Annotated in this window: 21 protein-coding genes and 1 riboswitch; of the genes, 13 read left to right on the top strand and 8 right to left on the bottom strand. The window is 59.0% G+C overall.

Annotated features, from left to right (window positions below; all coding sequences use genetic code 11):
- The first annotated feature begins 69 nt into the window (after positions 1–69).
- The 5 genes from BLW01_RS14785 to BLW01_RS14805 are packed head-to-tail and all read left to right on the top strand — an operon-like array spanning position 70 to position 3,497.
- Complete coding sequence (locus tag BLW01_RS14785; protein ID WP_092571051.1) at positions 70–498, top strand: arsenate reductase ArsC; 429 nt, start codon at positions 70–72, stop codon at positions 496–498.
- Positions 479–862: a metalloregulator ArsR/SmtB family transcription factor gene (locus BLW01_RS14790; protein WP_092571053.1), complete on the top strand. Its 384-nt coding sequence runs from the start codon at positions 479–481 to the stop codon at positions 860–862. Before BLW01_RS14785 ends, BLW01_RS14790 begins: the two co-directional genes overlap by 20 nt.
- Before the next feature lie 6 nt (positions 863–868).
- Positions 869–1,888 carry an ArsJ-associated glyceraldehyde-3-phosphate dehydrogenase gene (locus tag BLW01_RS14795; protein WP_092571055.1) on the top strand — a complete coding sequence of 340 codons (1,020 nt, stop codon included), beginning with the start codon at positions 869–871 and terminating at the stop codon, positions 1,886–1,888.
- Between the two features lies 1 nt (position 1,889).
- On the top strand, positions 1,890–3,137 hold the full coding sequence (arsJ, locus tag BLW01_RS14800; RefSeq protein WP_092571056.1) for an organoarsenical effux MFS transporter ArsJ: 1,248 nt from the start codon (positions 1,890–1,892) through the stop codon (positions 3,135–3,137).
- A gap of 33 nt (positions 3,138–3,170) precedes the next feature.
- A complete protein-coding gene (locus BLW01_RS14805; protein WP_092571058.1) occupies positions 3,171–3,497 on the top strand; it encodes a YnfA family protein in 327 nt (108 codons plus the stop codon).
- A 48-nt stretch (positions 3,498–3,545) separates the two neighbouring features.
- On the opposite strand, the gene arsB is transcribed toward BLW01_RS14805, so the two are convergent.
- Both arsB and arsH read right to left on the bottom strand, forming a co-directional pair.
- Positions 3,546–4,628: an ACR3 family arsenite efflux transporter gene (gene arsB, locus BLW01_RS14810; protein WP_229806470.1), complete on the bottom strand. Its 1,083-nt coding sequence runs from the start codon at positions 4,626–4,628 to the stop codon at positions 3,546–3,548.
- Between the two features lie 25 nt (positions 4,629–4,653).
- Complete coding sequence (arsH, locus tag BLW01_RS14815; protein WP_092571253.1) at positions 4,654–5,364, bottom strand: arsenical resistance protein ArsH; 711 nt, start codon at positions 5,362–5,364, stop codon at positions 4,654–4,656.
- 108 nt (positions 5,365–5,472) lie between these two features.
- Positions 5,473–5,548: riboswitch (Fluoride riboswitch) on the top strand.
- Between the two features lie 82 nt (positions 5,549–5,630).
- Between arsH and crcB the strand changes: the two genes are divergently transcribed.
- Positions 5,631–6,029: a fluoride efflux transporter CrcB gene (gene crcB, locus BLW01_RS14820; RefSeq protein ID WP_092571060.1), complete on the top strand. Its 399-nt coding sequence runs from the start codon at positions 5,631–5,633 to the stop codon at positions 6,027–6,029.
- Positions 6,030–6,148: 119 nt separating this feature from the next.
- Here the strand turns inward: crcB and BLW01_RS14825 are convergent, their stop codons facing one another.
- Entirely contained in the window at positions 6,149–7,333 is a 1,185-nt protein-coding gene (locus tag BLW01_RS14825; protein ID WP_092571062.1) for an acetyl-CoA C-acyltransferase, read from the bottom strand.
- A gap of 131 nt (positions 7,334–7,464) precedes the next feature.
- On the opposite strand from BLW01_RS14825, the gene BLW01_RS14830 reads away from it, so the two are divergent.
- Positions 7,465–8,226, top strand: a complete 762-nt coding sequence (locus BLW01_RS14830) for an SDR family NAD(P)-dependent oxidoreductase (protein ID WP_092571064.1) — start codon at positions 7,465–7,467, stop codon at positions 8,224–8,226.
- 141 nt (positions 8,227–8,367) lie between these two features.
- Here the strand turns inward: BLW01_RS14830 and BLW01_RS14835 are convergent, their stop codons facing one another.
- Positions 8,368–9,387 carry a fatty acid desaturase gene (locus BLW01_RS14835; protein ID WP_092571066.1) on the bottom strand — a complete coding sequence of 340 codons (1,020 nt, stop codon included), beginning with the start codon at positions 9,385–9,387 and terminating at the stop codon, positions 8,368–8,370.
- A 367-nt stretch (positions 9,388–9,754) separates the two neighbouring features.
- Here BLW01_RS14835 and BLW01_RS14840 point away from each other — a divergent pair, with 367 nt between their 5' ends.
- The 4 genes from BLW01_RS14840 to BLW01_RS14855 all read left to right on the top strand — a co-directional run bounded on the left by BLW01_RS14840 (position 9,755) and on the right by BLW01_RS14855 (position 15,643).
- The gene (locus BLW01_RS14840) at positions 9,755–11,560 is read left to right on the top strand and encodes an acyl-CoA dehydrogenase C-terminal domain-containing protein (RefSeq protein ID WP_092571068.1); all 1,806 of its coding nucleotides are present in this window, start codon (positions 9,755–9,757) and stop codon (positions 11,558–11,560) included.
- Positions 11,561–11,862: 302 nt separating this feature from the next.
- Positions 11,863–12,228 (top strand): hypothetical protein, encoded by a 366-nt coding sequence (locus BLW01_RS14845; RefSeq protein ID WP_092571070.1) that lies wholly within the window; start codon positions 11,863–11,865, stop codon positions 12,226–12,228.
- 11 nt (positions 12,229–12,239) lie between these two features.
- Positions 12,240–14,267: a pyrroloquinoline quinone-dependent dehydrogenase gene (locus BLW01_RS14850; protein ID WP_092571072.1), complete on the top strand. Its 2,028-nt coding sequence runs from the start codon at positions 12,240–12,242 to the stop codon at positions 14,265–14,267.
- 140 nt (positions 14,268–14,407) lie between these two features.
- Positions 14,408–15,643, top strand: coding sequence for a DNA glycosylase AlkZ-like family protein (locus BLW01_RS14855; RefSeq protein WP_175529857.1), 1,236 nt, complete (start codon positions 14,408–14,410; stop codon positions 15,641–15,643).
- Positions 15,644–15,753: 110 nt separating this feature from the next.
- Here the strand turns inward: BLW01_RS14855 and katG are convergent, their stop codons facing one another.
- Positions 15,754–17,907, bottom strand: a complete 2,154-nt coding sequence (katG, locus tag BLW01_RS14860; RefSeq protein ID WP_092571076.1) for a catalase/peroxidase HPI — start codon at positions 17,905–17,907, stop codon at positions 15,754–15,756.
- Positions 17,908–18,326: 419 nt separating this feature from the next.
- Between katG and BLW01_RS14865 the strand changes: the two genes are divergently transcribed.
- Positions 18,327–18,884 carry a flavin reductase family protein gene (locus BLW01_RS14865; RefSeq protein ID WP_092571077.1) on the top strand — a complete coding sequence of 186 codons (558 nt, stop codon included), beginning with the start codon at positions 18,327–18,329 and terminating at the stop codon, positions 18,882–18,884.
- Between the two features lie 38 nt (positions 18,885–18,922).
- Here BLW01_RS14865 and BLW01_RS14870 read toward each other — a convergent pair whose 3' ends face one another.
- Positions 18,923–19,639, bottom strand: coding sequence for a tellurite resistance TerB family protein (locus BLW01_RS14870; RefSeq protein ID WP_092571079.1), 717 nt, complete (start codon positions 19,637–19,639; stop codon positions 18,923–18,925).
- A gap of 100 nt (positions 19,640–19,739) precedes the next feature.
- Entirely contained in the window at positions 19,740–20,339 is a 600-nt protein-coding gene (cobO, locus tag BLW01_RS14875) for a cob(I)yrinic acid a,c-diamide adenosyltransferase (RefSeq protein ID WP_092571081.1), read from the bottom strand.
- Positions 20,340–20,513: 174 nt separating this feature from the next.
- On the opposite strand from cobO, the gene BLW01_RS14880 reads away from it, so the two are divergent.
- A complete protein-coding gene (locus tag BLW01_RS14880; RefSeq protein WP_217635547.1) occupies positions 20,514–20,987 on the top strand; it encodes a sodium:calcium antiporter in 474 nt (157 codons plus the stop codon).
- Here the strand turns inward: BLW01_RS14880 and BLW01_RS14885 are convergent.
- Positions 20,973–21,452, bottom strand: coding sequence for a phosphatidylglycerophosphatase A family protein (locus BLW01_RS14885; RefSeq protein WP_092571085.1), 480 nt, complete (start codon positions 21,450–21,452; stop codon positions 20,973–20,975). The two genes, BLW01_RS14880 and BLW01_RS14885, sit on opposite strands and share 15 nt — an antisense overlap.
- Positions 21,453–21,503: the final 51 nt, after the last annotated feature.

Consider the following 21,503-nt stretch of genomic DNA (forward strand, 5'->3'; position numbering starts at 1 on the left):
TTGTCATCGAGGTGTCACAACGCGGCTGTATATATGCTAATGTGTATATATGGTTCAGGAGATATCTTGATGAATAAGCAACGCGTGTTGTTCTTATGCAACCAGAATTCCGCTCGTTCCCTGATGGGGGAGGCCTTGTTGCGACACTTGGCGGGTGATCGGTTCGAGGCCGTCAGTGCCGGCGTCGACCCGGATCAGCCACATGAATTGGCCTTGATGGCGCTGGCTGAACTCGGCATCGATACGCAAGGCCTGGCATCCAAATCACTCGATGATTATGTCGATCAGCATTTCGATGCCGTGATCGTGTTATGTGATAAAGCGCAACAACGCTGTCGCCAATGGTCGGGTCATGCGGACGAATGGTTGTTCTGGGATATCAAGGACCCGCGTTTGTATTCCACGAAAGACGCCTATGCCGACACACTGCAGGAAATCAGGACTCGGCTGCGTCTCTGGTTAAGTATGAAGGCCCGCGATGATGACCACACTGTCTGAGCCCTCGGCGTTACTCACGCCGGGGCAGCTGTTCAAGTGCCTGAACGATGAGACACGCCAGGCGATCATGTTGCTGGTGCATAGCGAAGGTGAGCTTTGCGTGTGTGAACTCACCCATGCCTTGGAACAGTCGCAACCCAAAGTCTCCCGTCATCTTTCCCAGTTACGTAACTGTGGCTTACTGCAGGACCGGCGCGAGGGGCAATGGGTTTACTACCGGGTGATGCCCGACTTGCCTGACTGGGCATTGGACGTGCTGACTGCGACGGCGAGTGGTGCAGGCGAGATGCTGGCGTCGCTGCAACGTCAGCTTGCCACCATGGGCAACCGGCCGACCCGGCGTCAGATGTGCTGTCAGGAGTGATTCATTATGACGTTACGCATCGGTATCAACGGGTTTGGCCGTATCGGCCGGTTGGCACTACGCAGCCTATGGTCGCATCTTGGCAGAGAGTCCGTTACGGTCACGCGTATCAACGACCCGGGCGGCGATACAGCGACTTTCGCCCACCTGCTGGAGTTCGACTCCGTGCATGGCCATTGGGCGCCGGGCGAAGGCATTACATCGGACAGTGACGCCATCCTTGTCGACGGTATCCGACTGCCGTTCACTCGAGCAGGTGAGATTGGTGGCGGCGACTGGTCGGATTGCGATGTCGTGATCGAAGCATCGGGGGTCATCAAGACGAGTGCACAGCTGACACCGTATTTCGACCAGCAGGTCAGTCGGGTCGTCGTGACCGCACCGCTCAAGGACAGCGACGTACTCAATGTCGTGATGGGCGTCAACGACGAAGCCTACGATCCGGCAATCCATCGGGTCGTGACGGCGGCAAGCTGTACCACCAACTGCCTGGCACCGGCGGTCAAGGTGATTCACGAGACGTTCGGTATCCGTCATGGGTCGATGACGACGGTACACGACATTACCAATACTCAGTCGATTCTCGATGCCCCTCACAAGGACCTGCGTCGGGCAAGGGCCTGCGGCATGAGCCTGATTCCCACGACCACTGGATCCGCCAAGGCGATCACGGCCATTTTTCCCGAGCTGGAAGGCAAGCTCAACGGTCATGCCGTACGGGTACCGCTGACCAATGCCTCGCTCACCGACATGGTATTCGAACTCGAACATGAGACCACGGCCGAGGACGTGAATACGGCCCTGAACGCCGCCGCGAATGGTCCGTTGGCAGGTATCCTGGGCTACGAGGAGCGACCATTGGTGTCCGTGGATTACCGCACCGATCCGCGCAGTTCGATCATCGATGCGCTCTCGACCATGGTGATCAATGGCACGCAGTTGAAACTCTATGCCTGGTACGACAACGAATGGGGTTACGCCAACCGCACCGTGGAATTGGCAATGAAAGTGGGGCTGGGCCATTAACATGCTCGCGGCGCGACTCAAGACACTGCCATTCGAGGTTCGTCAGTATCTGCTGATCACCGGTAATTACTGGGCGTTTACCCTGACCGACGGCGCATTGCGAATGCTGGTGGTGCTGCATTTCCACCAGTTGGGCTATTCCCCGCTCGAGGTCGCCATGCTGTTCCTCTTCTACGAGGCATTCGGAGTGGTGACCAATCTCGTCGGCGGTTGGCTGGGGGCTCGTCTGGGGCTCAACCGCACCATGAACGTGGGTCTGGCGCTGCAGATCGTCGCGCTTGGCATGTTGATGGTGCCGTCCGCGGCGTTGACCGTTCCCTGGGTGATGGCGGCTCAGGCACTGTCCGGGATCGCCAAGGATCTCAACAAGATGAGTGCCAAGAGCGCCGTCAAGGTACTGGTGCCCGAGCAGGGCGCCAATGCGCAGAGTGCACTGTTCCGTTGGGTGGCACTGTTGACCGGTTCGAAGAATGCGCTCAAGGGCGCCGGGTTCTTCGTAGGTGGCCTGCTGTTGACGCTGATCGGTTTTCGCGGTGCCGTGATCGCCATGGCGATGATGCTGGTCGTGGTGCTTGGATTGTCGCTGTGGCGGCTGCGCGCCGATCTCGGGCGTCAGAAACAGAAGCCCAGGTTTCGGGAAGTGTTCTCCAAGTCGCGGGCGATCAATGTGCTGTCGGCTGCCCGAATGTGCCTGTTCGCCTCGCGGGATGTCTGGTTCGTCGTGGCATTGCCGGTCTTCCTGTACGACCAGCATGGCTGGAGCTACTGGACGGTCGGGGGGCTGCTCGCCCTGTGGGTGATCGGCTATGGGGGTGTACAGACTCAGGCACCGCGTCTGACTCGCTTGATCAAGGGCGATGCGCGCGCCGTGACTGTCGGTTGGGCACTGGCGCTGGCCGGATTGCCTGCCTTACTGGCTCTGTTGCCTCTGCAGGCAGTGGCGTGGTTGGTGGCCGGGTTGCTGGCCTTCGGCGTACTGTTTGCGATCAATTCGAGCTGGCATAGCTATCTGATCGTTCACTATGCACGTGCCGATGGCGTCTCGATGGATGTCGGTTTTTATTACATGGCCAATGCCATGGGTCGTCTGCTGGGGACGGTACTCTCGGGTTGGCTGTACCAGGCTCAGGGCCTCAGTGCTTGCCTATGGGTAGCGGCAGGTCTGGTGGCACTCAGCGCAGCGATGGCCGTCGCGTTGCCGAAAGACTCGGGCCGCCGCGAGGCTGGACAAGGTGCTGTCAACGAGTAGGCTGGCACATTCATCGTGCCGTTGGAGCCCCATATGCCGACGTTGTTGATCTACGTGGCTGCCGCCATCGCTGAAATCGCCGGTTGTTTCGCCTTCTGGGCCTGGTGGCGGCTGGACAAATCGATTCTGTGGTTACTTCCGGGGATGGGGAGTCTGGTACTGTTCGCTTGGTTGCTCAGTCTGTCGAGCGCCGACTATGCCGGACGCGCCTATGCCGCGTATGGCGGGATCTACATTCTCGTCTCGTTGCTGTGGTTATGGATCGTCGAGCAGCGCACCCCCGATCAATGGGATTTCATGGGCGTTACCCTCTGCCTGGCGGGGGCGGGAGTCATACTGCTCGCCCCACGTACTGTCTAAACGCTTGCAAACGCTGGGTACCGTGATGCTCTGGCTTGTGGGCTTTCGTTATTCGTGGAAGGCGCCACGCGTGCGATTGGCAATCCGCACCAGAGCCAGCATCAGCGGCACTTCCACCAGTACGCCGACCACCGTGGCCAAGGCCGCCCCGGATTGCAGACCGAACAGCGCGATCGCAGCGGCAACCGCCAGTTCGAAGAAGTTGCTGGCGCCGATCATGGCACCGGGGGCTGCGACACAATGCGGTACCTTCCAGGCTTTGGCCCAGCCGTAGGCGAGCAGGAAAATCAGAAAGGTCTGTACGATCAGGGGAACGGCGATCAACACGATATGCAGGGGATTGGCCAGGATGACCTCGCCCTGGAAGGCGAACAGTAATACCAGCGTCAGGATCAAGCCGATGGGGGTGATGGGGCCAATCCGCTTCAAGAAGACATCATCGAACCAGTCCTTTCCATGGCGGGCGATCAATGAGCGACGGGTCGCATAACCGGCTGCCAGCGGAATCACGATGTACAGCACGACGGAGAGCGCCACCGTATCCCAGGGGACGCTGATATTCGACAGTCCCAACAGCAGTACCACGATGGGTGCGAAGGCGAACAGCATGATCAGGTCGTTGAGCGCCACTTGCACTAGCGTGTAGGCGGCGTCGCCGCGCGTGAGGAAACTCCAGACGAAAACCATCGCCGTGCAGGGCGCCGCCCCCAGCAGGATCGCGCCGGCCAGGTACTCGCTCGCCTGTTCATGAGGAATCAGCGGCTCGAACAGCACCATCAGGAAAAACCAGGCGATGGCGAACATGCTGAATGGCTTGATCAGCCAGTTGACCGTCGTCGTGATGACCAATCCTTTGGGTTGACGCCGTACGCCCAGAATCGAGGTGAAATCGATCTGCAGCATCATCGGAAAGATCATCGCCCAGATCAGGATAGCGACGGGGATCGACACCTGGGCGACTTCCATGCGTGACAGCCCATCGGCCATGCCGGGGGCCAGTTGACCCAGCAGGACTCCGACAACGATGGCGAGTGCTACCCATAGCGAAAGAAAACGCTCGAACAGTCCCATACCCTCGCGTGTGGCCGGGGAATCGTCCTGCTGTTGCAGGCCATCTTGCTGAACGGACATGAGACACTCCTGTCGGCAGTTGGGACTACATCGCGCGCTGGTTGACGCGTGTCGACACCTCTTCAGCACCTTCTCGGCGCTCGGAATAACGGTCGGTGAGATAGTCGCTGCGGTCGCGCACCAGCAGTGTGAACTTCATCAACTCTTCCATGACATCGACGATACGGTCATAGAAAGGCGAGGGCTTCATGCGATCGTTATCATCGAACTCCAGGAACGCCTTGGGTACCGATGACTGGTTGGGGATGGTCAGCATGCGCATCCAGCGCCCCAGGACACGCAGCTGATTGACCGTATTGAACGACTGTGAACCGCCACAGACCTGCATGACTGCCAATGTCTTGCCCTGAGTGGGGCGCACCCCGCCCAGGGCAAGCGGAATCCAGTCGATCTGTGCCTTCATGATACCGGTCATCGAACCGTGGCGTTCCGGTGAGCACCAGACCATGCCTTCGGCCCAGGTTGCCAGGTCACGCAGTTCCTGAACCTTGGGATGCGAGGCATCCTCGCTATCGGGCAGGGGTAACCCACGGGGATTGAACAGGCGTGTTTCGGCGCCCATGGCGCTTAGTAGCCGAGCTGCCTCCTCGGCCGCCAGGCGGCTGAAGGAACGCTCCCGCAGCGATCCATAGAGCAGCAGAATACGGGGTGGATGCGTCGATGGTGTGGCATCGAAGAGCGAATCCGTATCGGGGATACGGAAGCATCGGTTATCCAGATTGGGCATGTCAGTCATGAGCCGAGGTCCAATGAGATATATGGGAAAAAGCATATATGTGGAAGCATATGTATTCAAGGGTTATCATGGCGGTGCTTGAAGCGCCACAGGCAGCGTGATAGAACCACAGCCTCAGGAGATGGCATACCTCCTGGCCTCGTGCCAAACCATCACGTTCGTGATTGATGATGCCTGTGCAGTGCGCCCGAGGTGCGTGCATGTGCAGGTGCCTGACGTGCGTCCACTGTGTGTTTTCCATCCATCGACACGAGGACGACCCGATCATGGGATTCTCGATACTCGCCGTGAGTGCCGGTGCCGTGCTGGGTGCCAATCTGCGCTGGGTGCTCGGCTTATGGCTCAATGCGTTATTTCCCACCGTGCCGCCCGGAACGCTGCTCGCCAACTGGTTGGGTGCCTGGTTGATCGGCCTGGCGTTGACTATCATTGCCTATTTTCCCCAGCTTTCCCCGGAGTGGCGGCTGTTCCTGGTGACGGGGTTTTTGGGGGCGTTGACCACGTTTTCGACCTTTTCCGCCGAAATGTTCAATCACCTGCAGGCCGGTCGGTGGGGGGCGGCATTGCTGGGCATCGGTTTGCATGTCGGCGGATCGCTGCTGATGACGGGACTGGGGGTGGCCACGTTTGCCGTATTGCGAATGCTGGCAGGGGCGATCAAATGAGTCATCATCATTACCTGGAATATGACATGACAGGGAGGTTTCATGGCATCAAGCGGTAGCTTGACGCTGGAAAGGGTCGGTATCGGCGAACTGACGGATAGTGATCTGACAGTGCCTGGCTAGTCCTCGAGCTCCACGGCGATAGCCGTTGCCTCGCCTCCACCGATACAAAGCCCGGCAATGCCGCGTTTGCCGCCGGTAACACGTAGCGCATTGATCAGGGTGGCGATGATCCGCGAGCCGGTGGAGCCGACGGGGTGACCCTGGGCACAGGCACCCCCAAAGATGTTGACCTTTTCGTGAGGGATCGCCAGTCCGTCCATCGCCAGCAACGTAACGACGGCAAACGCCTCATTGATTTCGAACAGGTCGACGTCAGTCACTCGCCAGTCAAGTTGATCCATCAACTTGCCGATTGCCCCCACAGGCGCGATGGTGAACTCGCTGGGATGCTGAGAGTGGGTGGCATGACCCAGCAGACGTGCGCTAGCGTGGACGCCATACCGTTCGGCGGCCGACCTGCTGGCGACGATCAGTGCCGAGGCGCCGTCGGAGATTGAGCTGGCATTGGCCGCCGTGATGGTGCCGTCGTGCGCGAATACCGGTTTGAGATCGCGGATTCTATCGAGTCTGGCCTGGAAAGGTTGTTCGTCGCGGTCGACACACTGCTCACCTTGGCGAGTGATGACAGTGACCGGTGCCATTTCACCGCTCAGATGGCCTCTCCCATGGGCCGTCATGGCGCGTTCCAGCGAAGCGATGGCGAAGTCGTCCATGCGATCACGATCATACCCCCGCTCATCCGCGATCTGCTGGGCAAACTCTCCCATCAACCGGCCGGTTTCGGCATCTTCCAGCCCGTCGTAGAACAGATGATCCTTCAATTCACCGTGACCCAGTCGATAACCGTTGCGTGCCTTGGGAAGCAGATGCGGCGCGTTGGACATCGATTCCATGCCGCCGGCCAGGATGATGTGGCCGCTGCCGGCACGGATCAGGTCGTGGGCCAGCATCGTTGCTTTCATGCCGGAACCGCACAGCTTATTGATGGTGGTGGCACCGATGTCGTCGGGAAGTCCCCCATGACGCATGGCCTGACGGGCGGGGCCTTGCTTTACGCCGGCCGGCAGCACACAGCCAAAAAGCCCTTCATCGATGGCGTCGACGGGCAATCGGCTGTCAGCCAGGGCGGCTTCGATGGCAACGGCGGCGAGTTCCGGTGCCGTCACGTTCGCCAGGCTCCCCTGGAGGCTTCCCATGGGGGTGCGCTTGGCGGATAGAATCACGATATCGTCATGGGACATGGCGTGTCTCCTTGCTTACGGGGTGCTGGCTCGCTCGGCAGATCGGGCCTATGTTGTAGTCATCCAAACGTTAGTGTAAATCCGATGCGAGGCGTGAGCGAGGCTTTCGTTCAGGGTGGTGAGGGGCCAGTATGCTAATTCAGGATCGAACCTTTCTGATCACCGGCGCGGCATCCGGATTGGGTGCCGCCACCGCCGAGCGCCTGATTGGCGGTGGGGCACAGGTAGTGCTGTGCGATCTCAATGGCACCGTGGAGGAGCAGGCCAGACGGCTGGGGGATGCCGCGTTGGCGGTTCAGGGCGATGTGACCAGCGAGAGCGATCTGCAAGCCGGGATCGACAAGGCTGTCAGGTCCAGTGGTGAACTGCATGGAGTCATCCATTGTGCCGGTGTCGTCAACGTGGCCAAACTGGTCGATCGCGAGGGACAACCCGCCGATCTCGATGCCTACGTACGAACCATTCACATCAATCTGGTGGGCACCTTCAATGTACTCCGCCTGGCTGCTGCCGTCATGACCGGCAATACGCCGAATCACGAGGGTGAGCGCGGGGTGATGGTGACAACCGCGTCCATCGCCGCCTTCGACGGCCAGGTGGGACAAGCCGCATACAGTGCATCCAAGGCGGGGGTGGCCGGCATGACATTACCGCTGGCGCGTGAGTTGTCGCGTCATGGTATCCGTGTCATGAGCATTGCTCCCGGCGTATTCGAAACGCCGATGATGGGGGATCTTCCCGACGATGCCGTTGCTGCTCTGACCGAGGCCGTTCCCTTTCCGAAGCGGCTGGGCAAACCCGCAGAGTATGCGCAACTCGTTGAACAGATCATCACGAATCCGATGCTCAATGGCGAGGTGATCCGCCTTGATGGCGGCATCAGGATGCAGTAAGGAGGGACGCTTTCGCCCTCTACGATGACATCTTGTGCCGCTTCCTGCCCTGTTGGGCGTTATTCCCGGGTGCGGGGCCACCCCTCGCAGCTACTCGTCCACGGAAGGGCCAGCCTTCGCTGATGAAGGACTCCCGACAGGTCAGTCACTTGCCTCCTTGAAGCTCACCAGGCGGTGCTTCTCCTCGTCCCACAGGACCAGCCGCACCGATGCGAGGCTCTGCCATAGGGTGAGGCGGCCGATACCACGCAGTTCGGGATGATCCCGCAGCACATCGGGCAGGCGGTAAAAGGGAATACTGCTGCATAGGTGATGAACATGGTGCACCCCGATGTTCGCGGTGAACCAACGCAAGATACCGGGCAGATCATAGTGTGAGCTACCGTGCAGCGCCGCCTCCTGGAAGGTCCAGTCAGGGTCGTGCTCCCAGAAGGTGTTCTCGAACTGGTGCTGGACATAGAAGAGCCAGACACCGATCGTTCCGGCGAGCAGTGTGATCGGCAGCTGCACGAGCAGGAAGGGGCCGATACCCACCAGCCATATCATGGCGGCGACGAGGACCAGGATTGCCACATTGGTCGTCATGGTGCTCAGCCAAGGCATCCAGCCTGCGCGCATGAAGCCTATCGGCAATCGATTGTCTAGCAGGAATAGGTACGCAGGGCCGAGAGCGAAGAGGACGAGGGGATGACGATAGAGGCGGTAACGCAGCCTCTCGTTGCGAGGCAGGGCGTGAAATTCCGCCACCGTCAGGGTGTCGATGCCACCGATACGCGGGCGGTCGAGATTGCCGGAATGGGCATGATGGTGCCTGTGGGTATGGCGCCAGAAGTCGAAGGGGGTCAGGGTCAGCACGCCGATCGCCCGTCCGACCCAGTCATTGGCACGTTTTGAGGGGAAGAAGGCGCCATGGCTGCAGTCATGCTGGATCATGAACAGGCGTACGAGAAAACCTGCGGCGGGCAGGGTGAGCACCAGGCCGAGCCAGTGGCCGGCGGTCAGTGCCGCCCAGGAAAGGGTCCAGAGGAAGGCGAAAGGAATCAGCGTGACCAGCAGTTCGACGACGCTGCGGGCGATGCGTGGCGTGCGGTACTCTCCCAAGGCACGCATGAGGGCGCGTGGTTCGCTGGTGAGGTCATGTTTCTGTCCTGAGGTTTCCATCTGCGGGCTCCTGTCGGGTCCAGTACGCCATGCCGTGGTCTGCGGCCTCGGTGGGGCGTGGCTGGACGTTCGAAGGATGGTTCATGATGCGCCGAGGGAGAGTGAGGTGTATGTGCGCTTGCGTACACTGATAATGCATGGTGTCGGGAAAAGTTCCACCCTGCCGGATGCGTTGATGCCTTCGATCCTGCCCGAAGCGTGATATAGGCTAGGAGGACGTCGAAAACCCGACTGCCTCCTAGATGATCGATTTTGTCTTCTTTCTCAAACGAACGCTTGACTATTAAAGGCTGAGGCCCTAATTTCAAACATGTGTTTGAGGGCGGTTTTGTCAGCTGCCTCGCCGATGATTCCAGGAGTGTTCGAGATGCCCGACTATCAGGCCCCCCTTCGCGATTTGCGTTTCGTCATGGACGAAATGTTCGATTTTCCTGGCCACTACTCCCGGTTGCCGGGTGGTGACGAGGCGACGCCGGATATCGTCAATGCGATCCTGGAGGAAGGGGCACGTTTTACCCGTGAGGTATTGCTGCCGCTCAACCAGGGTGGTGATCGCGAGGGGTGCCTGTTGGAAGGGGGCGATGTGAAAACGCCCAGAGGGTTCAAGGAGGCCTACCGCCAGTATGTGGAGGGCGGTTGGCCAAGTCTCTCCGCCGAGCCGGAATTTGGCGGTCAGGGATTGCCGCATTCGCTGGGCATGGTGCTGTCCGAGATGATCTGCGCCACCAACCTGGCGTGGGGCATGTATCCGGGGCTGTCCCAGGGCGCTGCCGATGCATTGCGCCATCACGGTAGCGAGGCCCAGAAAGCGACCTATCTGACCAAGCTGGTCGAGGGTGAGTGGACCGGAACCATGTGTCTGACCGAGCCGCACTGTGGGACCGACCTGGGGCTGATCAAAACGCGGGCCGTCCCCAATGACGATAAAAGCTATTCGATCAGCGGCACCAAGATCTTCATCTCGGCGGGTGAGCATGATCTGGCGGAGAACATTGTCCATCTGGTATTGGCCAAGCTGCCCGATGCCCCCGAAGGCTCCAAAGGCATCTCACTGTTCGTGGTACCCAAGTACCTGCCCACGGCGTCCGGAGAGCCCGGCGAACGCAATGGGGTCACCTGTGGTTCGCTGGAACACAAGATGGGCATTCACGGTAATGCCACCTGTGTCATGAACTTCGACGAGGCGCACGGTTTCCTGGTGGGGGAACCGCACAAGGGCTTGGCCTGCATGTTCACGATGATGAATGTGGCCCGCATCGGTGTCGGTATACAGGGGTTGGGACTGATGGAAGCAAGCTTCCAGAACTCGCTGGCTTATGCGTGCGATCGTTTGCAGATGCGTTCACTGTCGGGTGCCAAGGCACCGGAAAAAGCCGCCGATCCGATCATTGTCCATCCCGATGTACGCCGTATGCTATTGACCCAGAAGGCGTTCGCTGAAGGTGGACGAATGCTGGTGATGTATGCGGCGCGTCTTGTCGATGTGGTCGAGCAGGGTCAGGATGCCGCCGAGCGAGAACGGGCCGAGAGCTTGCTGGGCCTGTTGACGCCGATTGTCAAAGCGTTCCTGACCGAAGTCGGGTTCGAAGCGACCAACGAGGGCGTCCAGATCTTCGGTGGCCATGGCTACATCCAGGAGTGGGGCATGGAGCAGCGGGTACGCGATGCACGCATCACGCGGCTATATGAGGGAACGACCGGCATCCAGGCACTGGACCTTTTGGGCCGCAAGGTACTGATGGATCAAGGCGAGACGCTCAAGCGTTTTACCAAGGAGATACATAAGTTCTGCCAGGCCGAGAGTGAGAACCCCACGCTCAAGGAATTCATCGAGCCACTGTCCAAACTCAATACCGAGTGGGGGGAACTGACCATGGGTATCGGCATGAAAGCCATGAACGATCGCGATGAAGTCGGTGCCGCCAGTGTCGATTACCTGATGTATTCTGGCTACGTCGCCTTGGCCTACCTGTGGGCACGTGCCGCCAGGCAGGCCGATGACGCCTTGGGGGGCGATGAGGATGCCTTTTATCGTGCCAAGCTTGATACCGCGCGTTTCTACTATCAGCGCTTATTGCCGCGCACCCGCGCTCATGCGCAGGCGATGCAGGTAGGTATGGAGTCCCTTACCGCCATGGAACCTGATGCCTTCGGTCTCGGCTTTCAGGTTTGATTGATCGCGATGCTTGCTGTTCTGGGTCAGGCGCTCTGACCATCATGCTCCCGGCGGCCGACAGGCCGCCGTTGTTTTCCTGCCTCTGCGTTTTTCGGAATAAGTTAGCAAGCCAATTATTTTCACAGTAAGGTCAAAATTCCTGGCCATCTCTACTAGAATGAATGTGAATGTTAAGACTAAAGACGTAGTTACGGCCCACTTGTTTCGCTTGAATTCCTGCGTCTGACGCAGTGTCGTTCCAACGGCGGAATAAGAGCCAGGAGATCATTTCTGTCCACAAGGAAGGAGACAATCACGTCATGTCACGATCCCATTCGCCAAGATTAGGCGCCATTGTACTTCTGGTGGCCTCGCTCGTCGGGGCTGTCATCGCGCTCCGTGCGTATTTCACCCCGCTTACCGGGGTGACAGGTACACTCGGAGCGCTTGTCGCCATTCTGGCTACCATTGCTTTGGCCATCATGGCGCTCATCTTGCCTGCCCTGAAAGGGAACGCTGCGCGCAACGCCTGGCGCGTGCTGGTCTTGCTGGGTCTCGCGGGCACCTTCTTCGCAGGATTCCTCTTGCACCAGTGGTGGATCTGCGTGGCCATGGTCGTCGGCCTGATCGGTCTGATTCTCGACATGGCCCTTGCGACCCGTACTGCCCGTCCTGCCCATTCATAAGGAGCTGATTCATGCCGACACAGAGATCCACCGCACGGCGCTTCGGCTCGAGCGCGGCGCTGGTGCTATTATTGACGCCCACGGCGCTGCTGGCGCAGGATCAGTCCTCCGCGCAAGACGCTTCGAATGGACAGGAAAGTGGAGCGGGGGAAGATCCGGCCCGGGACGACGCGGTCCCGCTGGTTCCCGGCACGCCAACCTGGGACAGTTTCCACGGCCAGCTCAATGCACAGAAATACAGCCCTCTCGACCAGATCAACGCCGATAACGTCGGTGATCTGGAAAAAGTCTGGGAGATTCATACCGGCGATGTTTCCGATGGTTCGGGGGACCTGCCGCCCACCGTCTGGTCGGCGACACCGGTCTTCGCCAACGATACACTGTATATCGGCACGCCGTTCTACCGTATTCTCGCGCTCGATCCCGCGACTGGCGAGGAAAAATGGAGCTTCGACACCGAGTCCACGCTCGAGGCGATGACACAACCCGCCCTGAAAAGCCGCGGTGTTGCTTATTGGGAAGCGGACGATCCCGAAGCGGGCGAGGCCTGTCAGAAGATCGTCTATCTCGGCACCATGGATGCGCAGTTGTTTGCCGTCGATGCCGACACGGGTGAGAAATGCGAAAACTTCGCCGATAACGGTGTGCTCGACGTCAACCAGTGGAACGACACCAACAATAAGTGGCCGTTGTCGCTGTTGCAGCCGCCGACCGTGGTGGGTGATCACCTTGTTCTCGGCTGGGCCGGCAAGGATTGGGCATTCGAACAAGCGCCTCCCGGCACCGTTTTCTCCATCAACGCCCGCACCGGCGAACGCGAGTGGACCTTCGACGCCTTGCCCGAGGAGTTACGCGAGAAGAGCGGTACCGCCAACGTCTGGACGCATATGTCCGCCGACGAGGAAAACGGCCTCGTTTATCTGCCGGTTTCCTCGCCGTCTCCCAACTATTGGGGTGGCAACCGTACCGAGGAAGCACCTTTGGCAACCTCGACCACTGCGCTTGATGTCGACACCGGCGAGGTCGTCTGGTCGCGCCAATGGGTCCATCACGATATCTGGGATTATGATATCAACGCCGCACCGACACTGATGGACATTACAGTGGATGGCGAAGAGGTTCCGGCGCTGGTCCAGGCGACCAAGATGGGCTTCCTGTTCGTCGTTAACCGCTTGACCGGCGAGGACGTCTGGCCGATCGAAGAGCGGCCGGTGCCCCAGGGCGACGGTTCCGTCGAAGGCGAGGAGTACGCGGAGACGCAACCCTTCCCGACCAAACCCGCGCCGCTGCTTGACCAGTCCGAGAAGCCCGAGATATGGGGGTTAGCCGACGCGGCCAGTTTGGGTCAGTGCTCGGCACTGTGGGACGACCTGTCGTACGAAGGTATGTATACCCCACCCACCACGCAGGGCGAAGGTGTGCTGGCCTATCCCGACAGCGCCGGCGGCGTGCAATGGGGCGGTGTCGCGTTCGATCCCGCCAGCCAGACGGCCATCGTCAACACTTCGCACATCGTGCAAACCATCAAGCTATATGATCGCGAGGCCTACGAAGAGGCTGACAGCGGCTCGGGCAACGAGAGCGGCTTCTCCCCGCAGGAAGGTGCACCTTACGGGATGCGGCTCGAAGTCGCGTTGAACTGGCTCGGCATGCCATGCTGGGAGCCCCCCTTCGGTGAGCTCGTGGCACTCGACATGACAACGGGGGACGTGAAGTGGCGTCGTCCCTTGGGCGCGTCGCAGCAGTATGGCTTCTTCATGCCCGAAAGCTGGGGCTCGCCGACTATCGGCGGTCCGGCGGTCACGGCCGGCAATCTGATCTTCATCGGTTCCACGATGGATGCCAAGCTGCGCGCCTATTCGCTCGATAGCGGTGAAGAGCTGTGGGAGGACCAGGCCGAGGCTCCCGCCGTCTCGAACCCTGCCGTCTACGAGTACGAAGGTCGTGAATACGTTGCCTTCGTCGCCGGAGGTAACTCGATTCTGAAGGAGCAGGTCGGCGACCAGGTCGTCGTCTATGCGCTGCCGGAAGACGAATAATCTCCGGTAGCCAATCGTAGCAAATGGGGTGGGTCCACGGATCCAGCCCGTTTTTATAGCGCCGTGAATGATGGTCGGCTTGCCGCCGCCCCAGATGTCTCGCCATACTCCCGGGGTCTTGTATGGCGATGGGAATGTCAATGACCGCTCAGCAACGTCTTGCCCTGACTCGTGCCGATGCCCGCCGCTTGTTGGTCAATTATCACTTTCGCCCGGCATCGCTGGAAATGATAATCCGGCGTTTAGGCACGATCCAGTTTGATCCGCTGGCGCCGGTAGGCACCAATCCCGATCTGGTGTTTCAATCTCGCGTGCCAGGATATCGTCGGGGGGACTGGCAGCAGGCCGCTTATGACCATCGGCGGCTGGTTGACGGCTGGGATAAGCAGGCCAGCCTGATTCAACCTCGCGAGTGGTGGGCCCAGGGGCCGTTTCACCGCTATTTCGCCCAGCGTTGGCGGAATCGGGGGGTGGACATTGACTCAGCTGAAGCATACGAGTTACTCGAGCAGGTCGGACGTCGGGGAGCCGCCACCAGTCTCGAGCTCGGCGACCAGCAGGTTGATCCGGCACTGCAAGGTAGCTGGTACGGCAACAAACGGTCAAAGCATCTTCTCAAGGCGCTCTGGGACACGGGGCGTCTGATGACCCATCATCGCGTGAATGGGCGTCATGCCTATGATTTACCTGAACGCGTATTATCCAGGGACGCCATTCAGGTAGATGCGTCGGAGGACGATGCCTTGCAGCGTTTGGTCGTACGTCGTGTACAAGCCGCCGGGCTGTTGCGACCTACTGCCGATGCGGCAGTCTGGTTTCTGCCCTGCAAGCGCGACGAACGCAATCGTATCGTTTCGCAAGCGCTGGCTGAAGGAGAACTGATCGAGATTGACGTGGAGGGTGAGCGCTATTGGACGTCGCCTGACGTGCTTTCGACACTCGAGAGCGTCTCTGAACCGTTCAGCCCGGCAAGCCACGGTGTACGTTTTCTCGCGCCGCTGGATCCGCTGATGTGGGATCGTGGTGCTGTCGCGCGGTTATTCGGCTTCGATTATGTCTGGGAGGTGTATAAGCCGCACGATCAACGTCGTTGGGGATATTATGTTCTGCCCGTGCTCTGGGGCGATCGTTGTGTCGCCCGTTTCGACGCGCGTTGCCGGCGGGACACCTTGACCATTCTGGCCTGGCACTGGGAGCACGATATCACTGCATCACGGCTGCCCGACGGCCTGGCCGAGTCGCTGCAGTACGCCGCATGCGATTTCCTCGATTATCTCGGCGCCAACCGTGTCGTGCTGCCTCGTGGTCTGGGGCGAGAGGGGCGACGGGCCTGGCAACGGGCGGTCAAGTCATCCCATCGACGAGTTGAGGAATAAATCGAACCAATCACCAAGCAGGTGGTTTATGGTATCGCGACACGGCTGACTTCCTGCGAAGGGCCGTGTCGCGTTTCCCGGTGTGCGATGCACCAAGCAGGAAGGTGGTGTTACGCGACGTCAAAGCGGTCGGCGTTCATCACTTTCGTCCAGGCAGCGACGAAGTCCTTGACGAATTTCTCGTCATTATCGTCCTGGGCATAGACCTCTGCATATGAACGCAGCAGTGAGTTGGAGCCGAAGACCAGGTCAACGCGGGACGCTGTCCACTTAACGGCGTTCGTTTGACGATCACGGATCTCGTATACGTCGTTGCCCGCTGTCTTCCAGACGTTACCCATGTCGGTGAGGTTGACGAAGAAATCGTTGGTCAACTGGCCTTCACGGTCGGTCAAGACACCGTGCTTGGTACCACCATGGTTGGTGCCCAGCACTCGCATACCACCGATCAACACCGTCATTTCCGGCCCGGTCAGCCCCATCAGTTGAGCGCGGTCGAGCAGCATTTCTTCCGGCTTGACTACATAGTCTTGCTTCTGCCAGTTACGGAAACCATCGGCCAACGGCTCCAGCGGGGCGAAGGAATCGGCATCGGTCATCTCGTCTGTGGCGTCACCGCGGCCCGGCGTGAAGGGCACAAGAATATCGTAGCCGGCTGCTTTAGCGGCTTGCTCGATACCTACGCTGCCGCCTAGTACGATCACATCGGCAATGCTGGCTCCTGACGCGGCAGCAATGTTTTCGTACACTGCCAGCACCCTGGCCAAGCGCTCAGGCTCGTTGCCTGCCCAGTCTTTCTGCGGGGCAAGACGAATACGCGCACCGTTGGCGCCACCACGCATATCGGAACCGCGATAGGTTCGGGCGCTATCCCAGGCAGTCGTGATCATGTCGCTAAGGCTCAGGCCACTTTCCGCGATCCGCTTCTTCACCTTTTCGACAGAATAATGGGTGTTACCCGCCGGAATGGGATCCTGCCAGATCAGATCTTCGTCGGGGACTTCCGGTCCGATATAGCGAGACTTCGGACCCAGGTCGCGGTGAGTCAGCTTGAACCATGCCTTGGCGAAGGTTTGCTTGAAATACTCCGGATCGGCCATGAATTTTTCGCAGATCGCCCGATAGGTCGGGTCCACTTTCATCGCCATGTCCGCGTCGGTCATGATCGGGTTGTGACGGATCGACGGATCGCTGGCATCGACCGGTTTGTCTTCTTCCTTGATGTTCACCGGCTCCCACTGATTCGCTCCCGCCGGGCTTTTCTTCAGTTCCCACTCATAGCCGAACAGCAACTCGAAGTAGCCCATGTCGAACCGGGTCGGGTTGGTGGTCCAGGCACCTTCGAGGCCGGAACTGACAGCGTTACTTGCCTTGCCGCCCATGTTCGGGTTGGTCCAGCCAAAGCCTTGGTTCTCAACGTCAGCGGCTTCAGGCTCGGGATCCAGTACAGAGGCATCGCCGTTACCATGACACTTACCGACGGTATGGCCACCGGCTGTCAGCGCAGCGGTTTCCTCGTCGTTCATCGCCATGCGGGCGAAGGTCTCGCGTACTTGCTGGGCCGTTTTCAGCGGGTCCGGCTGGCCATTAACGCCTTCAGGGTTAACGTAAATAAGCCCCATTTGAACGGCGGCCAGGGGGTTTTCCATGGTTTCCGGTGTATCGACGTCGTCGTAACGCTCGTCGGAAGGCGCAAGCCACTCTTTCTCGGCTCCCCAATAAATGTCCTTTTCCGGCTCCCAGATATCTTCGCGACCGAAAGAAAAACCGTAGGACGGCAGTCCCATGGATTCATAGGCAACGGTGCCGGCCAGAATCATTAGATCGGCCCAGCTGATTTTATTACCGTATTTTTTCTTGATCGGCCACAGCAGACGACGTGCCTTGTCGAGGCTGACGTTATCCGGCCAGGAGTTGAGCGGAGCGAAACGCTGACTGCCGGTACCACCGCCGCCGCGGCCGTCGGCAATACGGTAGGTGCCCGCGGAGTGCCATGCCATACGGATCATCAGGCCACCGTAGTGCCCCCAGTCGGCTGGCCACCAAGCCTGGCTATCCGTCATCAATGCATGCACGTCTTGCTTCAGCGCGTCGAAGTCCAACTTCTTGACCTCTTCCCGATAGTTGAAACCAGGGTCCATCGGGTTCGCTTTGCGCTCGTGCTGGTGCAGGATATCCAGGTTGATGGCTTCCGGCCACCAGTCCTTGTTGGTGGTGCCTGTGGAGGTGTTAGCACCGTGCATTACCGGACATTTTCCACTCATGTTTTTCTCCCCTTATTGCGCTTGGCCTTGACAATACCCAAGGAACCGAGGGTCGGAACCTTAACTAACGCTTTCATCTTCACGTGTTAGCTATGCGTTATTGACGGTCTACTGTTTTAAAGCATTCTTTCGATAGTAAAAATTTGTATTTTTATAACCGTATGATAGAAATAAATTATCAATAGATGGGGTGTCTCATGTCCTGGTGTCTGCATCCCATCGCCCCCTTGATGCAGGCTGTCCTGGGCGTGAGGCCTTCGTCCGCCTGAAGGAGCGATGGCGCGCTGGTTCCGTTCGGCTGAGCCGGCCGAACACGGCCGGAATGCGAAACAGGCGGTCAGGTGACTGCCATGAGCTGCCTTGAACGTATCTATGCTGAATGGAGACGATAGATTCAGAACGGCAAGGAGTCAGCAGCGATGAATCCCCAACACGCTAAACAAGACTTTCCGGTCAGCGATATTCGGCGCTATCTGGAGCCGGGCCCCGTGGTTCTGGTGTCATCGGCGTGGCAGGGAGATACCAATATCATGACGCTGGGGTGGCATACGGTGATGGCGTTTTCGCCGGCGCTGGTCGGATGCATGATCTCGGCGGGAAATCATAGCCACGGCATGATCGAAAAAAGCCGGGAGTGCGTGATCAATCTGCCGACGGCGGCATTGACCGACGCGGTCGTGGGTATCGGCAACAGCACCGGTGATACGGTCGATAAATTTACCGAGTTCGGTCTGACGAAAAGCGAGGCTAGTGAAGTAGCGGCGCCATTGATCCCGGAGTGCCATGCGAATTTCGAGTGTCGACTGTTTGACGACTCCCTGGTCGATGAGTACGCCTTTTTCATTTTCGAGGTGGTGAAGGCGCACGTCGCTCCCTTACCGGTACATCCGGACACACTGCACTACAAGGGCGATGGTCTCTTCATGGTGGCCGGGGAGACCATCGACCGGCACGATGGGTTTACCAAAGTGAGTTGACCGGTCTTGGAGACCGGTCGTGTTCCGTCGGTTTGTTGTCAGGCGGTGTTTTCGGATACCTGACGCTCCAGTTCTGCAGCCATTTGCGGGTCGAGTCCCAGGGCGGATGACAGTTGATCCAGCCAGGCCCGTTCCATGGGGTTGTCATCATCGATGATGGTGACACTGGCCAGGTACATTTCACGAGCCGCCTGAGGTGAGTCGGCTTGCTGAGCGAGGGCCTTGGCATCCAGTGGCGCTTGAAACTGCGCTTCGACCCATTGATGCAATTCATCGTCGGCGCCCATGGCATCGATCTGTTCGGTGAGTTGCGCTCGTTCGTCATCATCGATGTGGCCATCGGCACGAGCCGCCATGATCATGGCCTGCAGAATCTCGAGACTGCGCTGCTCCTGTTGCTGTCCCTGCAGCTTTTCCAGGGGCTGGCCTTCCCGGCTGTCGTCACCCTGATTGGATTGATAGTTCTGCCAGGCTTTCCAGGCCAGCACGCCGACGCCGGCGAGGGCGCCGTATTTCAGTGCCTTGCCGCCCATCTTGCGACCCCGTTTGGAGCCGATCAGCATGCCGAGTGCACCACCGCCCAGCAGGCTTTTGAGGTCGAGACCACTATTGCCTTGCTGACCACTGCTGCCACCGAGTTGCGAAGACAAGTTATTGACGACTTGATTGATATCGAATCCGCCGCTGCCCTCGCGGGAACCACTGCCGCCACCGGCTTGTTTCATCAGCTGATCCAGGATTCCCTTGGCGTTCATATCACTCTCCATGAAGGCGGAAACGAATGTGGGAGATCATGGGACAACCTCATGAGCCCTTCATGGGAACCTTTGGGCGATGAGGAGTTCGATCAAGGGGTCAGTAATCGATGCCGCGTCTGGCCTGTAGACCGTTGTTGAAAGCGTGCCGGGTGTCATGCATCTCGGTGATGGTGTCGGCCATATCGAGGAGGTCACGATGGGCATTACGACCGGTGATGATGACTGTCTGCTCGGTAGGGCGGTGTTGTAGCGCTTGTTTGACGCGTGCGACATCCAGATAGCCGAACTTGAGCATGTAAGTGATTTCGTCGAGCACCACGAGATAGATCGAGGGATCGGCGAGCATCCGTTCGGCTTCTTGCCAGACGTCCAGGCAGGCCTGGGTATCGCTCTCACGGTTCTGCGTCTCCCAGGTGAAACCGGTTGCCATCACCTGGACATCGAGGTTCTCGTCATCGATCAGACGATCGCGTTCACCGCACTCCCACATGCCCTTGATGAACTGTACGACGCTGACTTTATACCCATAACCCAGCGCTCGCGTCACCGTTCCCCACGCTGCCGTGGTCTTGCCCTTGCCGTTGCCGGTGAATACCAGTAACAGGCCACGTTGCTCCGTCGCCTTGGCGACCTTCTCATCGACACGTTCCTTCAATTTCTGCATCGATTGCTTATGGCGTGTTTCTCGGTCGTTCATCACCCCTCCGAAAGGAAATGTTCATGATGATGACAGACTACGTCAGAACATTGCACCCGGCCATCTCCGCTGTGTGATACCGGAGAATTTTCCTTTGCGAACATCTTGCTTGGTGACATGATGCGTCGATCTGGTGGGAGACATGCAGGCCGTTTCCGGTGTAAGGAGTGGGCGATGACGTCGGTTCCGTTTGTGGTGGGGCTGGTATTTCTCATCATCGGTGCAGAGGCGCTGGTGAGAGGTGCATCGCGATTGGCGGGGGCGATTCGCGGTGAACGCGATATTGCGGTGGGAAACGTGGTTGGCAGCAATGTCTTCAATATCATGGGCGTTCTCGGCCTGGCGAGTCTTTTGGCGCCATCGGGTGTTGACGTTTCTGCGGCCGTCATACGATTCGATATCCCGGTGATGATTGCCGTGGCCTTGGCGTGCCTACCGGTCTTCTTCACTGGAGGAGTCATCGGTCGTGGTGAAGGAGCGCTGTTGCTGGGCTATTACGTGGCGTATACCGCGTATCTGATATTGGCCACCGCGCATCATGACGCCTTGCCGACATTCAGTGCGGCGTTGATGTACGGCGTTATCCCTCTCACCGCCGTATTCCTGACGATCGCTGCTTGGTGCGAATGGAGGTCACTGGGTGGTTGAAGGCTTTCCTCGCCGCCAGAGCGCTAATCCCACCGCTATGATCAGCCAGACATAGAGGTTGGCTACGAGGTCGTCCAGCACGATTCCCAAGCCGCCTGCCACGTGTTCGAGCTGGGCCGCCGGTGGCGGCTTGATTCCATCCGCGATACGACTAAGAGCAAAGGTGCCGCCCATGACGGCGGGGTGTCGCGTTGCCAGTTGACCAGCGACGGCAGCGGGAAAGGCCATGAACTCGTCCGCGACGATACGGCTGTCGTCCTTGCCACCCAATGTATCCGACGCGATATGGCAGATTGGCACGGCTATGACCAGCAAGCTGCCGGCAATGAGATAGTGTAAGCGTCGTGAATGACGCAATACCCACCATGCCAGCAATAACCCCGGAAGAGCGCCGACGGTTCCCGGTAGTATGGGCGATTGGCCGAGCCCGAAACCGGTGGCCAGTGCGGTGATGAAATCGGTCATGGGATACCTGAAGGTTGTCATATGGGTGTGACACAATGAGTACATGATAAT

This window comes from Aidingimonas halophila (genome assembly GCF_900106955.1).
GTDB lineage: Bacteria > Pseudomonadota > Gammaproteobacteria > Pseudomonadales > Halomonadaceae > Aidingimonas > Aidingimonas halophila.

Excerpts from the sequence above, each read along its gene's own strand:
- arsJ (WP_092571056.1), top strand. The coding sequence starts at position 1,890 with ATGCTCGCGGCGCGACTCAAGACACTGCCATTCGAGGTTCGTCAGTAT.
- BLW01_RS14885 (WP_092571085.1), bottom strand. The coding sequence starts at position 21,452 with ATGACCGATTTCATCACCGCACTGGCCACCGGTTTCGGGCTCGGCCAA.
- BLW01_RS14805 (WP_092571058.1), top strand. The coding sequence starts at position 3,171 with ATGCCGACGTTGTTGATCTACGTGGCTGCCGCCATCGCTGAAATCGCC.
- arsB (WP_229806470.1), bottom strand. The coding sequence starts at position 4,628 with ATGTCCGTTCAGCAAGATGGCCTGCAACAGCAGGACGATTCCCCGGCC.
- BLW01_RS14785 (WP_092571051.1), top strand. The coding sequence starts at position 70 with ATGAATAAGCAACGCGTGTTGTTCTTATGCAACCAGAATTCCGCTCGT.
- BLW01_RS14830 (WP_092571064.1), top strand. The coding sequence starts at position 7,465 with ATGCTAATTCAGGATCGAACCTTTCTGATCACCGGCGCGGCATCCGGA.
- BLW01_RS14845 (WP_092571070.1), top strand. The coding sequence starts at position 11,863 with ATGTCACGATCCCATTCGCCAAGATTAGGCGCCATTGTACTTCTGGTG.
- BLW01_RS14870 (WP_092571079.1), bottom strand. The coding sequence starts at position 19,639 with ATGAACGCCAAGGGAATCCTGGATCAGCTGATGAAACAAGCCGGTGGC.
- cobO (WP_092571081.1), bottom strand. The coding sequence starts at position 20,339 with ATGAACGACCGAGAAACACGCCATAAGCAATCGATGCAGAAATTGAAG.
- arsH (WP_092571253.1), bottom strand. The coding sequence starts at position 5,364 with ATGACTGACATGCCCAATCTGGATAACCGATGCTTCCGTATCCCCGAT.
- BLW01_RS14795 (WP_092571055.1), top strand. The coding sequence starts at position 869 with ATGACGTTACGCATCGGTATCAACGGGTTTGGCCGTATCGGCCGGTTG.
- katG (WP_092571076.1), bottom strand. The coding sequence starts at position 17,907 with ATGAGTGGAAAATGTCCGGTAATGCACGGTGCTAACACCTCCACAGGC.
- BLW01_RS14790 (WP_092571053.1), top strand. The coding sequence starts at position 479 with ATGATGACCACACTGTCTGAGCCCTCGGCGTTACTCACGCCGGGGCAG.
- BLW01_RS14825 (WP_092571062.1), bottom strand. The coding sequence starts at position 7,333 with ATGTCCCATGACGATATCGTGATTCTATCCGCCAAGCGCACCCCCATG.
- BLW01_RS14840 (WP_092571068.1), top strand. The coding sequence starts at position 9,755 with ATGCCCGACTATCAGGCCCCCCTTCGCGATTTGCGTTTCGTCATGGAC.
- BLW01_RS14855 (WP_175529857.1), top strand. The coding sequence starts at position 14,408 with ATGACCGCTCAGCAACGTCTTGCCCTGACTCGTGCCGATGCCCGCCGC.
- BLW01_RS14835 (WP_092571066.1), bottom strand. The coding sequence starts at position 9,387 with ATGGAAACCTCAGGACAGAAACATGACCTCACCAGCGAACCACGCGCC.
- BLW01_RS14850 (WP_092571072.1), top strand. The coding sequence starts at position 12,240 with ATGCCGACACAGAGATCCACCGCACGGCGCTTCGGCTCGAGCGCGGCG.
- crcB (WP_092571060.1), top strand. The coding sequence starts at position 5,631 with ATGGGATTCTCGATACTCGCCGTGAGTGCCGGTGCCGTGCTGGGTGCC.
- BLW01_RS14865 (WP_092571077.1), top strand. The coding sequence starts at position 18,327 with ATGAATCCCCAACACGCTAAACAAGACTTTCCGGTCAGCGATATTCGG.
- BLW01_RS14880 (WP_217635547.1), top strand. The coding sequence starts at position 20,514 with ATGACGTCGGTTCCGTTTGTGGTGGGGCTGGTATTTCTCATCATCGGT.